The organism is Limisphaera sp. 4302-co (genome assembly GCF_049537155.1).
GTDB lineage: Bacteria > Verrucomicrobiota > Verrucomicrobiia > Limisphaerales > Limisphaeraceae > Limisphaera.
The window spans coordinates 160,187-174,077 of the sequence record NZ_JBMVQZ010000001.1 but is presented as its reverse complement, the minus strand read 5'-3'; the positions used below and the strand labels follow the sequence as shown (position 1 = coordinate 174,077).

Genomic DNA, 13,891 nt, shown 5'->3' with positions numbered 1-13,891 from the left:
CAACCTCCGGAAACAGTGCCCGCCCGGACCGGCCGCAGCCGGACTCAATCGCCATCGAGCATCCGGCCCAGTCCGCCCAACACGGATCCCTCCTCCCGGCCGCCCCTGCCCGGCCCGGGCACAGCAGCCGCCAGGCGATCCGCCATGCGACTGAGCGGCAGTGATTGCAACCAGACCCGGCCCGGACCCTTCAGCACCGCAAAAAAGAGGCCCTCGCCACCGAACAGCGCCGATTTGATCCCGCGAGCGAACTGGATGTCAAAGTCCACGGTCGGTTGAAAAGCCACCACACAACCGGTGTCGATCCGCAGGACCTCCCCCGGTAGCAGCGTGCGCTCGGCCACACTCCCGCCGGCATGCAGGAACACCCAGCCGTCGCCCTGGAGCCGTTGCATGATGAAGCCCTCGCCGCCGAACAGACCGGTACCGATGCGACGGTTGAAGGCAATCCCCAGGCTCACGCCCCGCGCAGCGCACAAAAAGGAGTCCTTCTGCGCCCACAGCTCGCCGCCCACCTCGGCCAGATGCACCGGAATGATCGTGCCCGGATACGGTGCCGCAAACGCCACGCGCCGCTTCTGCTGCGCCTGGTTGTAAAACACCGTCGTGAAGAGTGACTCCCCCGTGAGCAACCGTTTGCCCGCACTGACCAGCGCGCCCAGGAACCCGCTCCTGTCACCGGAACCGTCGCCGAACACGGTTTCCATCCCGATGCCATCCTCCATGTACATCATGCCCCCGGGCTCGGCCACCACCGCCTCGCCCGGATCGAGTTCCACCTCCACGTACTGGGTCGTGTGCCCGTGGATCTGGTAGTCAATCTCATGCATCTTCGCCATGCGTTGCCTCCTGCCTGTTTGTGGCCGCCGGGCCGTGACTGCGGGTGCCGCTTTCAGGGGTTGGCCGGACCCAAAACCCGCACCCGACTCCCGGCCACCTCGTGCCGACAGTCTGGGCCCTCGCGTCCTTCCGCACAAGTGTCGGGCCCCGTGAACATGCCGGGGAACGGTTGCGCGGGCCCGTCCCTTTCCCCACACTGCCGGTCCTGATGCAGAGGAGACTGACGCATGCCCGCCATTCAGAGACGTTGAGCCGGGCAGACGGGCCGGCCGCCCGCTGCGTCGCGCGCCCGGCAGGAAGGGCTTCGGACAGGAACGGCCCATGAGCAGTCACCCCGGCTTTGGCGCGCACACCGACCCGAGCTTCCGGTCCGCCCCGCGCCCGACCCGGGAGGTCGTCCGGCGCGTGTCCGTTTACCTGAAACCCTACTGGTACATGGCGGTGGGCACCGTGGGGTGTGCCCTGGTGTCGCTGGCGGCCGGACTGGCTTATCCCAAACTGACCCGGCTGCTGATCGACGAGGTCATCGTGGCCGGCCGCCGCGAATGGTTGACACCGGCGGCGCTGGGTCTGCTGGGAGCCTTCTTCGTTCGCGAGGCGTTCAACAGCCTCCGCATCCGCATCAACAACCGGCTCGAACAAAACGTCATCTTCGACATGCGTTGCCAGCTGTACGCCAGGCTGCAACGCCTGCCGGTCAGCTGGTTCGATCAACGCGCCACCGGCGACGTGATGACCCGCGTGATCGAGGACGTGAACCAGGTGGAGCGCCTCCTGATTGACGGGACCGAGCAGGGCTCGGTCGCGCTGCTGAGCATTGCGGGCGCACTGGTCTTCATGTGGCTCTACAGTCCCACCCTGACCTTGGTGGCCCTGGCTCCGGCCCCGTTTCTGGTCGCCGGCGCCCTCTGGTACACGCTGACGGCCCACCGGCGCTACCGGCGCCAGCGCGAAGCCGCCAGCGCACTGAACGCGCTTCTGATGGACAACCTCCAGGGCATCCGTGAGGTCAAGGCCTTCGGACGCGAGGCTTACGAGGACCAGCGGTTCGCCCTCCGGGCCGATGCACTCCGGCGGGGAACCCTCACGGTCATGCTGGCCTGGGCCTGGTACGGTCCGGCCATGCAGTTCCTGGGCGCGCTGGGGATCGGCCTCATCCTCTGGGTCGGTGGCGGCCAGGTCCTGGAAGGCCGCATGGAAGTGGGTCAGCTCGTGGCCTTCATGCTGTATGCGGGCATGTTTTTCTACGAACCGATCGGCCGGCTGCACGGCCTGAACCAGATGCTCCAGGCCGCCCGCGCCGCGGCGGCCCGCGTGTTCGACATACTCGACACGGAGCCCGAACGTCCCCATCGCACAAAAACCTTGCGGGTGCCCGTGCGGGGCGAGGTTGTTTACGAGGACGTCTCCTTCGCCTATCCCGTCCACGACGACCCGGGCCGGCCCCGGCCGGGCCGGCCCGTCCTCCGGCACATTTCCCTGCGGGCCGTGCCCGGCCAGATGATCGCCCTCGTGGGCCCCACCGGCGCGGGCAAATCCACGCTGGTCCAGCTCCTGCCCGCGTTTTACGAGCCCACCGGCGGCCGGATCTTGATTGACGGACAGGACATCCGGGATGTCCGGCTCGATTCCCTGCGCGCCCACATCAGCATCGTCAATCAGGAACCCTTCCTCTTCAACGGCACGGTGCGCGAAAACATCCTCTACGGCCGGCTCGACGCCACGGAGGAGGAACTCCTGGCCGCGGCGCGCGCGGCCAATTGTCACGAGTTCATCCTCCGGCTGCCCGAGGGGTACGACTCCCGCGTCGGCGAACGGGGGGTCAAACTCAGTGTGGGCGAAAAACAGCGCATCAGCATCGCCCGGGCCCTCCTCAAAAACGCACCCATCCTGATCCTCGACGAAGCCACGGCCAGCGTGGACACCGCCACCGAACGCCTGATCCAGGAGGCGCTGGAACGGCTGATGGCCGGCCGCACCAGCTTCGTCATCGCCCACCGGCTCAGCACCGTCCGGCGAGCCGACCAAATCCTGGTGCTCCGGCAGGGCGAAATCGTCGAACGCGGCACGCACGAAGAACTGCTGGCCGCGGGCGGATTGTACGCGCGCCTGGCCCGAATCCAGGACACACGCTCCATCGAGGAGGGCTTCCTCCGGCTCGGTCTGGCGTAGGCAGGTTCACAGGGAACCGGGATTTGCCGGTCCGTGGCCGGCCGCACAGCCGGGCTGTCGGCCCGGCAGTGCCGCCCTGCTTTTCCGTGTGACGAGGCAGGCCGTGGCGGTATGCTCCCCGTCGTGCAAACGTTGGTGGAAGATTTCCTGGTGCACCTCCGCCACGAGCGCGGCCAGAGCGAGGCCACCCAGCGCACTTACGCTCATGCCCTCGGCCGGTTCGTCCAATGGGCGGCCGAACAGGGCGTGAAGGACTGGCGCGAGGTGACCCTTCACCACCTGGTATCCTTCCTCCAGCACGAGCATCATCGGCCGCTCAAGATCCCGCACGCCGAGCCGGGTCGCCGGCTCAGCAGCGAAAGTCTCTACCTGACGATCGCCGCCCTGCGCGCGTTCTACCGCTACGCCGTGCGGGAAAGGCTCCTGCCGATGAATGTGGCCGAAAACCTCAGCCTGCCCCGCCGTTGGCTGCGCCTGCCCAAGGCGCTCTCGCTCGACGAGGTCCGCCGCTTGCTCGAACCGCCGCCGGTCCCCGAAACACCCGGGTCGCTCTGCGATCAGGCCGTCCTCGAACTGGCCTATGCCTCGGGATTGCGTTTGAGTGAACTGTGCCGGCTCCGGCTCGAACAACTTCACCTGGAAAGCGGCTTCGTCACCGTCATCGGCAAGGGCAACAAGGAACGGGTCGTGCCCGTCGGCAGGAAGGCGGTCGCCGCCCTGCAGGCCTGGTTGACGCGCGGCCGACCACGGACCGTCCGACCCCGTTCACCGGGCACGGTCTTCCTCACCAGCCGGGGCACGGCCTTTCACCCGACCACCCTGTGGCGGCGGATCAAGAAACGGGCGCGCCTGGCGGGATTGGACAGGCCTCTCACACCCCACATGCTGCGCCACAGCTTTGCCACCCACCTGCTGGAACACGGCGCGGACCTGCGGGTCATCCAGGAGTTGCTCGGACACGCCAGCATCCAAACCACCGAGATCTACACCCACGTCGGCACCGCGCGACTCCGCGAAATCCATCGCCGGTACCATCCCCGTGCATGATGCCGCACACCGGCGCGCTCCGACCCACTCAGTCCAGCCGGCCGACCACCCTTTCGAGAATCTCGATCCCTTCGCGAGCCTCGGCCTCGCTCAGGTTCAACGGCGGCAGCAACCGGATCACATGCGTGCCGGCGGGAATGACCAGCAGACCCTCTTCCAGCAAAAGCTGCGTCAACCGCACGGCCGGGCTCTGACCGGCCCCGGTCAGCCCCGCCGGTTCGGGCTGAAGCTGCAGGCCGATCATCATCCCCATACCACGCACACCGGCCCACACGCGCGGATGACGCTCCACCTGACGCCCGAGCTCCATCAACAGCCGGTCACCCAGGCGTCGCGCGTGCCCGGCCCAATCCTCCTTTTCGATCACTTCCAACACCGCCAACGCCGCCGCACAAGCCAGCGGCGTGCCGCCAAACGTCGTGCCGTGACTGCCCGGGCCGAGCAGGTCCGCGTACGGTTCGCGCACCCAGAACGCCCCGATGGGGAAACCGCCGCCCAACGATTTGGCCAGCGCCACCCCGTCCGGAAGAAAGCCCTCCCCACCCGGCGCGCCCTCCAGAATCCGCTGCCAGCTGGCGAACCGTCCGGTGCGGAAGCAACCGCATTGAACCTCGTCCATCAACAGCAGCAACCGCCGCTCCTCGCACAGGCGTCGCAAGCCCATCAGGTACTCCGGCCGGGCCGGATTCACCCCTCCCTCGCCCTGAATACCCTCGATCAAAACCGCAACTGTCGCCGGCGAGATCGCCTTCTCCAAGGCTCCCAGGTCGTTGAACGGCACGTGGCGAAACCCGGGAACCAAGGGGTCGAACCCCTGTTTGACCTTTTCCTGGCCGGTGGCCGAAATCCCGGCCAGCGTCCGGCCATGGAACGACTGCAACGCGGTGAGGATCTCGAAACGCCCCTCGCTGTGCCCGAACCGCCGGGCCAGTTTGAACAGGCCTTCATTGGCCTCCGCACCACTGTTGCAAAAGAACACCTTGCCCGGACCGATGAGCCGGACCAGCTCGCGCGCCAGCCGCCCCTGGGGCTCGGAATAGTAATAGTTGGAGCAGTGAATCAACCGCCGCGCCTGTTGTTCGATCGCCGACACCAGCGCCGGGTGCGCGTGCCCCAGGGCGTTCACCGCGATCCCACCGCCCAAATCCAGGTACCGTCGCCCCCGCTCGTCAAAGACATGACTGCCGGTCCCGTGCGTCAGGACCACACCCATGCGGGCATACGTGGGGATCACATACCGCTCATACAGAGCCCGGACGCCGTCTGCCTCCGGCACGGGACCGCACCCGGCCGCGGGACCCGCCGCCCCTGAAACTCGTTCAACCATATCGGCCCGCCATCATGGCCTCGGACGCCTGTCGTGCAAGGGGAATCCTGCCCTTCACCCGGGCCGAAATCGCCACACCTCAACTTGTCCGCTCAAGGCGCCCAGACTGCTCGGAACCGCGCGGCCGGTTCAACCCAGCCAGACAAGCCGCCTACGCACAGGAAACCCCGGGTGCATCAGGCGCACCGATGACCCGACCGGACTGCGTCAGCCCCGGCAGACCGGCCACGGGATCCACAATCCTGACTGGCGAACCCTGCCCACAAGGGAAAGTGGAAAACCTTCCGACACAGCGTCGGAAACGTTTACACTTTCCCAATCAGCTCTGAGGGCGAGCCGAACGACAGACAAGTGACTTGTAGAGAGCAACTTGACCACAGCGTGCGGGTCGGGTCCCGACCCGATCCCGGGATCGGGCGACCTACGGATCGTCGGCCGACTTTACACTTTCGCAAGGCCGTGGTGTCTGTACCGTTGACGAGCCGGCGGGGGCGCAGGAGGTGAAGATTCTTTGTCTGACATGCAACATGCTGGTGTATAGCAGGATACACTCTCGCTGGGAACCGGCGGGGCTGGGTGGGTCGAGTGTTTTCGGTTTTGCTGGTCCAAATCCTGCTTGTTGCGGCGAAGAAACCAAACCGAAAGGAAGTTCTATGAAGCGAACCAGTTGGATCTTGGGATTGGGCATGACCGTGGCAGCAGCGGCTCTGCAAGCCGGGCCGATCGTTCCGACCTACACGACGTTTGGGACCTTGTCAGGTGCCACCTTCGGCGGCAGTGGCATTCCGAACGATGCGGTGGCCATCACCACCATCGGCAACGTCACGCTGGGCCTCACGGCGCATCAGCGCTACAGCAACCCGGCGGTGGGCAACAACGGCGCCGGGGATTTTTATGCTGTGAACGGTCCGGATCTTTATTCATCCCCCCCGCAGCCGACGTACGCACGTTGGAACTTTGCATTCTATGTCAAAAACGCGGGAAGTACCTGGTATACGCTCGAACTGTTGTACGACTTCGATCCGGGCGCCGGGACCGACGAGGGAGATCACGGAAAGCTCAGCACTCTCCTGCCCGGGTATACCACATGGCAGGACTCTTGGAACCTTGGCATGAGTTTCCTCGGGACGGCCGCCAGTGGCATGGGTTGGTCCCTCACACCGCCCACCTATTCCGGCTTCGATCCGAATGCGACTGGCGAGTACACCTTCGCGCTGATCCTCCGGGACGGCAGCGGTGCTGAAATCGGTCGTTCGGCCATCCGGGTCAACGTCGTGCCCGATGCCGGGGCCACGGTAACCTTGCTGGGTCTGGGCTTGGCGGGTTTGTCCTTGGCTCGACGTCGGTCGTAATCGGCGTCCTTTCGAAGGTCAGGGTTCCTCCGAAGTCCGCGGGCCGCTCCTGACATGGAGCGGCCCCTCTCTTTTCAGCCGCCCCGCGGATTCTCAACCGGCCGCCCCACGCTGTTGCCGTGCTGTTCCTGCCGTACTGTTCCCACCGACATGGCGGTTCGTTCGGCCGTCTCAAAGAAGATGCGATGCCCGCCCCGGGGGACCGGTGCGAAGCCGATTGCCGGTCTGCCGGCCGCCGGACATCCCAAGGCCGCCCGGTCCTTTCAGCCCATCGGCTCGGGCCTTTGCCTATGGTGCCTGCGAGATTGTCGTGCGTCTTTTTCAGCCGAATGCCGATGGCAGGGCGGGTTGACATGGGAAACTGTTGAAAAGCGGCGTGAGGTGCATATGAACAGCGGCGATCCAGCAACCCCCACAGTCACCCAGAGCTTCAAAACCGTGCTGTTGTACGACGACGTGGCGTGGGCGCGCGTGGCGCGGGCCGCCGTCAGTCGGATTGCCTTCGAATGTGGTCAGACCCGGACCTCCGTGGTGCCGTGGCGGGCCGATCTGCTGGAGCAAACGCGGTTCGCTGAGGCGGCCCTTGCGGAGGCGGTGGACGCCGATCTGATCCTGCTGGCGCCCGCGCGGACGCTGTTCCTGCCGGTCTGGCTCAACCGATGGCTGGACGTGTGGGCCACGTGCCGGACCGTTCCCGACGCGGCGGTGGGCCTGTTGGTCCCGCCCGGGGTATCGGATGCGGTCCTGCGGGCGGAGCTTGAACCGTGGGCGCGGCGAAACGGCCTGACCTGGCTGGGCGATCTCGGATCGGACGACGCCACGGTGGCGGAAGCCGATGCGCTCGCCATGAAAAGTGACCTCGCCTGGCGCGAACGCGCAGTGAGCCCGGTGCTGCGAGAGATCATGGCCGGACCGGCCCCCTACCGGTTCTTCGGATTGAACGAGTGATCCCGGCACGCGCGGTCCCGCCCCGCGACCGGGCGCTCGTCCACCTGTCCCGGCCTTACCCAGCACACCGGCACTTGCGAATCCGCGTCGGGGGGTCTCCGGCCCAGCCGGCGGCCGGGAGCGGACCCCTACGCGTCCCTTCGAGTCCGACCCGGCCGGCGCACGCCGTCGGCGCGCTCCGTCACGGCCCTTTCTCCTACGGCCGCTTCCGCCTCGGCGGGGACGCACGCCTTTCGATGGCGCGGGGGCCGGCGAGAGGCCTGCAAGGATCTTCGGTCCGTGCAACCGCTGACTTGACAGGTCTGTGGAAACGCAGATCGTCTGCGACCGTGAGACGACAAGCTCGCTCAGCCGGCCGTTTGCGGATGGTCTTTCAGGTCTGCGTCGCCTGCATCCCGGGCCTGGCGGGGATTCCGAACGCACAGGCGAACACCGCCTCGGTTCGGTTTGCCTGTCTTTCGCTCCGGTTCCACCAGGGGAGTGAACCGTTCGACCTCTTCAAGTTGGACCTTTCGTCGCTGCCCGCCGGCATCAATGGTGAGCTGTTCCCGATCTTCCAAGCCGCGCCGTACACCCATGCGGCCGTGTTGAGGCTCACGGATACCACTTTTTTCGAGGAAGTCCCCGGCAACCTGCTTTTGGAGCTTCCATTGGCTGACGGCGACACCAATGGGATCCCGGATTTCTTTCAGGTGGAAATGAGCGTACAGGCGACGAGTCCTGGGACATACGCGATTCAAGGCTACGGATCGGGAGCCGTCGAGGCACGGTGGTCGCGCGCCGCCGGCAGCGCGGTCGGCACCTGTGTGCTGGACTTCAAGATGAATGCGTTCCAATCCCTGGCGGTGTTCACCCATTCGTTCGAGTTGTGGGAATATCGTGGGACCATCCGGTATGAAACCGCCGCGTCGAACGTGTGGTTCTCCCTGGAGGCCGAACGCACGGGGTCCGCACCCGCCCGATGGGAGGGGCACGGCTCCCTGGTCCGCGCGCCCTCGGAGCCGCAGAATCACCTGGTGCTGTTGCCGGGCAGTTGGACCAACCAGACCGGCGAGGCATGGTCGTTCTCCACGAACCATCTTTTTCGCATGGAACACTCCCCTGAGACCTATGCCGCCTTCTTCGAATTCGCTGACGGCGATCCTTCCACGACGGAACCCGACTATTTCACCTGGGCCTGGTCCGTGTACGACGCCAACGATGCGGATCAGGACGGGATTCCGGACCTGAGCGACGACCCCGCCGCACTGCAACCGTCCCTCCGCCTGTGGATCCGCCGGCCCGGCAATGCATTGGAAATTGGCGTGGAAGGGCCTGCCGGCGCCCGGTGCCGGCTCCTAACCACGACCCACCTGGCCGGCGGTCCCTGGGCGGAGGTCTTGGCCGTCACCCTTACCAACTCGACGCAGTTGCTGCTCCGCCAGGCACCCGACGAAGCAAGCCGTTTCTGGCGGGTGCTCCTGCAGTAGATCCCCATGTCACAGAATGCCTCGGGATCGGCTTCTCCCCGGTTGACCCCGGCCCAGCAACAGGCCGTCACCGCCACGGGCAATGTCCTGGTGATGGCCGGGGCCGGCACCGGCAAGACGCGCACCCTCGTGGAAAGGGTTCTGCGCCTGTTGCTGCCCGACCGCACCCCGCACGAGAGGGCAAGGCAACCGGCGCGGGTGACCGATCTGCTGGTGGTCACGTTCACGGAAGCGGCTGCGGCGGAGCTGCGGGAACGAATCCGACACCGCCTGGAGGAAACCGCCCGGCAGGAGGATTCGCCCTTCTGGCACGAACAACTGGCCCTCTTGGACACGGCGGCCATCGGCACCCTGCACAGTTTCTGTTACCGCCTCATTCGAGAACATTTCGCCGAACTGGACCTGGACCCGCGCCTGACCGTCCTGGAGGAAGGGCAGGCCCGGCTGCTCCAGCACGAGGTGTTCGATGAAGTGCTGGAAGCGGTCCTGGGTGAACCCGGCCGGGAATCCGACCAGTTACGGGCGCTATTCACCGACACTTTTGCCGCCGACGTACGCCGGCTGCGCGAGCGGGTGCTCGAAATCCATGATTACATCCGCAGCCTCCCCGATCCGGACCAATGGTTGGCTGAGCAATCGAGCTACCTGGACGATCCGAATCCCACGAAATGGCAGGAATGGCTGCCGGAAGCCTTCGAGTTCTGGCGCGAACGCTGGCAGGCGCGGATCGAAGCCCTCGCCAACGCAGGCAATCCGGCGGCGCGGCTGCTGCTCTCCGGCCTGCCGGGCCCCCAACCGGACCGGCCCGCACCCGCCGCAGGTCTGGACGCATGGCGCCGCTACACGCGGAACGCCCTCCGATCCCTAGAGGAAGGCCTCTCCAACCGCAGCATCCTCAAAAAGCATCAAGAGGAGCTTCGGCACTGCATCAGAGACCTCCAGCTCCTGGCCCGATGGGCCGGCGAATCCGGAACCGCCACGGGCCCGCAGGGCAGCGCATCCGCGCTGGCAACCGATTGGCAACAGATGCGGGTGCCCATGCGGGCCCTGCTCGAGCTGACGCGCAGATTCGCCCGGGCACTGGCAGAACGGAAACGCGAACGCGGTTGGCTGGACTTCTCCGATCTCGAACAGTTCGCGCTCGACCTCCTCTGGGACCGGGAGAAAGGCCGGCCGACCGACCTGGCTGGACGCCTGCGTGCGCGTTTCCGTTGGGTATTCGTGGACGAGTACCAGGACATCAACCCGGCCCAGGACCTCATTCTTCAGGCCCTCAGCTCCGAGCCGGGAAACCGTTTCCTCGTGGGCGACGTCAAGCAGAGCATCTACCGGTTCCGACGTGCCGACCCGGCCATCTTCCGAAGCTACGCCAGGCGCTGGGCTGGAGAAAGGAGCGCACGGGTCATCCCCCTTCAGGAAAACTTTCGCAGCCTTCCCCTCCTGCTGAAGTTCGTCAACGCCGTGTTCGAGAGGATCATGCAAGAGGCCGTGGGAGGAGTCGGTTACGGACAGGACGCGCAGCTGCTGCCCGGCACCCCCGTCGCCGACGGGTCCACGGCCCCCGGTCCGGGCGAATCATCATCGGGGGGCGAGCCGCCCGTCGAGATCTGCCTGTGGCAACCGCCCGGGGCCAACGTTCCTCGAAATCCGGCCTCAGGAAACTCCGGGGAAACCGCAGAAGACTCCGATGCAATTGCTGAACTGAGCCGGGCCGAGGAAGAGGCACTCTGGCTGGCCCGGCGCCTGCGCGAGCTGCGCGAGCAGGGGTTCCAGGTCCGGGATCCGCAAACCGGCCGGCCCCGGCCCATCCGGTACGCCGACATGGCCGTGCTGCTGCGATCGCCCGGACCGAAAAGCGAGATTTACCTGCAGCAGTTCGAGGCTGCCGGTGTCCCGTTGGAAGTGTCTCGCAAGGAATTCTTCGGCGCCCTGGAGGTCAGTGATCTTCTGAATCTGCTCCGGCTGCTGGACAATCCCCTGCAGGACCTGCCGTTGCTGGCCGTGTTGCGATCGCCCATCGTCGGACTAACCCTCGACGAGATGGCCTGGGTTTGCGCCCACCGCCGCGATCTGCCCGTATGGCAGCGACTGCGGCGCTGGCTGGAGGAGGACGGGACCGGCCCCGCCGGCGGCCCGGTTGGAGACAGCCTGCGCCGGAAACTTCAGCATTTCCTACAACAGCACGCCCGCTGGCGCCAGTGGGCCCGGCTGGGGTCGGTCAGCCGCTGTCTGGAAGTCATCCTCAGCGACACCCGGTACCTCGCATGGGTCGAATCCCAACCGGCAGGGCGTTTCCGCCGCCTGAACGTGGATCGCTGTCTCGAACTGGCCCGCGACTTCGACCGCATCCACGGCGAGGGCCTGACCGGTTTTCTCCGGCGGATCGAGGCCTGGGAAGAGACGGAGACCGAGCCCGAAGTTGCTCCCGAGCCGGGCACGGACGCCGTTCGTCTGCTGAGCATCCACCAGAGCAAGGGGCTGGAATTCCCCCTGGTGGCCGTGGCCGACCTCGGCAAGCCCTTCAACGTGCAGGACCTCCACGCGCAGGTGATCGTGGACGAGCGTTACGGCCCGGCCTCGCGCATCCTCACCCCCGACGGCCGGTGGTCCTATCCCAGTCTCGCATCCTGGCTGGCCCAACAACGCCAGCACAAGGAAAACCTTGGCGAGGAAATCCGGCTGCTCTACGTGGCATTCACCCGTGCCCGGGATTATCTGCTGCTGGTGGGCCAACCGCAGAGCCGCACCGCACCGCAAACCGGTCCGCAGCCCCCGCCCGCGCACCTGCTCGAGGCGCGCTCGCCGCTGGACTGGCTCCTGCCGGTCTTCACGGAACTCGGGCTGGCGCCCGCACGGACCTCTCCACAAGGCCGGGCACCGCTTTTCCGCTGGCGCTGGATCACCCCCGAAGAAAGGAGCACCCTGAAGGCTTCACCCGCCGCAGAACCCACGGGTCCGGCGGCCCGCGGCGAGGCCACGGAGAGCCCGGAAAGGGCCGAGGCTCCGGCGGAAAACCTCTGGAGCGAGATCACCCGCCTCCGCCAGCTCGATTACCCCCACCGACGTGCCACGGTCGAACCGGCCAAAACCTCCGTCACGGCCGCCCAACGGCGATGGACGGAAGAGGAACCTCCGGCCGTGCTCTTCCGCACCGCGGGTCCTCGTGAACGCCGTTTCCCCGTCCCGCCCCTCACCGCGGTGGAACGCGGGGCCGCGCACCACCGGTTCCTGCGATTCTTCAACCTCGACACTGCCTCCACCCCCGACCTGCTTCGGGCCGAGGCCGACCGACTCGTCCGGGCCGGGCGCCTCACGAGGGAAGAGGCCGGGGCACTGGACTTTCCGGCCCTGGGCCGGTTCTGGCAGTCGGATGTGGGCCGTCGGATCCTCCAGCACCGCCACGCCGTCCGGCGCGAGCTGGAATTCACCCTCCGGCTGCAAGTCAACGAACTGCGCCAGATCGCCGGCGGCCAACCCGTTCCCGACCTGGCGGAGGAATTCGTCGTGCTCCAGGGCGCTGTGGATCTGGCGGTGATCCTGCCCGGTGAACTCTGGCTGCTGGATTTCAAGACCGACGACGTTCGTGACGATGAGCTGGACGCGAAGGTGCGAACGTATGCAACTCAACTGCGTCTGTACGGTTTGGCGCTCGAACGGATCTACCGGCGCCCTGTCCGACATCGGTGGTTGCATTTCCTCCGGCCGGGGCGAACGGTCGAGGTCACCGGTCGCTGATCCCTCCGGCCGCTGTTCCCCGACCTTGACCTGCCTCCGACCCTGCGGGCCCGGACGGTCGGACCTTCCGCCATCCGGGTCGTGAGAGGGCACGAAGCGGCGCCCGCACGGGCCGGCGTGGATTCGGCGGTCCCCGGACCGGGTCCGCGGTCACCCGGTCAAGACCCTCACGCGCTCGGCGTGGCGAAGTACTGATCGCGCAGCGGACGGAGGTAGCGGTCGCTCAACGTGGTCAGAATCTCGCGCGCCAGGGTGAACTGTTCGGCCAGCCGTTCCAGCACCGCCACCGGTGCAGCCGGTTCAGCCTGTTGGGCCGCCAAGCGGTAGAAGTAGCGTCCTTCCCGTTCGTAGTCGGCCAACGTCCGCCGGTCGCGGAGCTGCCGCCGGACACCCCGCCAAAGCCGGGTAAGGTGGTCGGGAAACACCCCGCTCAGGAACAGTGCAATGTCACCGATCCGACGATACAGGCGCGGGCGCCATTCCGGCGCCACCAGGTGGCACAATGCCACCATGTCGTCGAGGTCCATGTCACTGAACTTTCGTTTGCGCCAAAGCCCGCGTTCCTTCCAATAAACCGTGCCACTGTGGATCCGAACGAAGGAACAGAGCAGGTCCACGAGATAATCGAACATGCCGGGCTCGTCCAGAAGGTCCCGGGCCTGTGAACCGGCGAAGACGGGCAACCGATACTCCCCCTCGCGTTCGTACACGATGCCCTGATCGGCGAGGTCCAGCCGGAGGCGCCGGAGAAGGATCGTGAACAACAGGCGCGGACTGATCCGGGCCAGGGATTCTTTTTCGTCCCGCAGCCGTTCGCTCAGGCGCGGGTCGTCCAGCAAAGGCGCCACCAGGTCAGGCTTGTCCCGCACCAATTCCACGATCCGGTCGCGGTCCCGGCGCCGGGTGACCACCGTTTCGACGACGAACCTCAAATCTGTGTCGTTCCACTGCATGGCTCGGGATGAGTGGACCTCCCACAGGTCGGTCTGCCGCTCCCCACC

General features: G+C 66.4%; 9 protein-coding genes. 6 read left to right on the top strand and 3 right to left on the bottom strand.

Annotation, left to right across the window (positions count from 1 at the left end):
• Positions 1-44: 44 nt before the first annotated feature.
• Positions 45-839 (bottom strand): TIGR00266 family protein, encoded by a 795-nt coding sequence (locus ACPDIX_RS00600; RefSeq protein ID WP_423429825.1) that lies wholly within the window; start codon positions 837-839, stop codon positions 45-47.
• A gap of 322 nt (positions 840-1,161) precedes the next feature.
• On the opposite strand from ACPDIX_RS00600, the gene ACPDIX_RS00595 reads away from it, so the two are divergent.
• Complete coding sequence (locus tag ACPDIX_RS00595) at positions 1,162-3,012, top strand: ABC transporter ATP-binding protein (RefSeq protein ID WP_423429824.1); 1,851 nt, start codon at positions 1,162-1,164, stop codon at positions 3,010-3,012.
• A gap of 123 nt (positions 3,013-3,135) precedes the next feature.
• Positions 3,136-4,059, top strand: coding sequence for a tyrosine recombinase (locus ACPDIX_RS00590; protein ID WP_423429823.1), 924 nt, complete (start codon positions 3,136-3,138; stop codon positions 4,057-4,059).
• A 28-nt stretch (positions 4,060-4,087) separates the two neighbouring features.
• Here ACPDIX_RS00590 and ACPDIX_RS00585 read toward each other — a convergent pair whose 3' ends face one another.
• Entirely contained in the window at positions 4,088-5,386 is a 1,299-nt protein-coding gene (locus ACPDIX_RS00585) for an acetylornithine/succinylornithine family transaminase (protein WP_423429822.1), read from the bottom strand.
• A gap of 653 nt (positions 5,387-6,039) precedes the next feature.
• Here ACPDIX_RS00585 and ACPDIX_RS00580 point away from each other — a divergent pair.
• From ACPDIX_RS00580 to ACPDIX_RS00565, 4 genes are all read left to right on the top strand, one after another.
• On the top strand, positions 6,040-6,738 hold the full coding sequence (locus tag ACPDIX_RS00580) for a VPDSG-CTERM sorting domain-containing protein (protein WP_423429821.1): 699 nt from the start codon (positions 6,040-6,042) through the stop codon (positions 6,736-6,738).
• Between the two features lie 387 nt (positions 6,739-7,125).
• Complete coding sequence (locus tag ACPDIX_RS00575; RefSeq protein WP_423429820.1) at positions 7,126-7,686, top strand: hypothetical protein; 561 nt, start codon at positions 7,126-7,128, stop codon at positions 7,684-7,686.
• Between the two features lie 329 nt (positions 7,687-8,015).
• Positions 8,016-9,155, top strand: coding sequence for a hypothetical protein (locus tag ACPDIX_RS00570; RefSeq protein ID WP_423429819.1), 1,140 nt, complete (start codon positions 8,016-8,018; stop codon positions 9,153-9,155).
• Positions 9,156-9,161: 6 nt separating this feature from the next.
• Positions 9,162-12,890 carry a UvrD-helicase domain-containing protein gene (locus ACPDIX_RS00565; protein ID WP_423429818.1) on the top strand — a complete coding sequence of 1,243 codons (3,729 nt, stop codon included), beginning with the start codon at positions 9,162-9,164 and terminating at the stop codon, positions 12,888-12,890.
• A gap of 167 nt (positions 12,891-13,057) precedes the next feature.
• Here the strand turns inward: ACPDIX_RS00565 and ACPDIX_RS00560 are convergent, their stop codons facing one another.
• A complete protein-coding gene (locus ACPDIX_RS00560; protein WP_423429817.1) occupies positions 13,058-13,843 on the bottom strand; it encodes a hypothetical protein in 786 nt (261 codons plus the stop codon).
• Positions 13,844-13,891 lie beyond the last annotated feature (48 nt).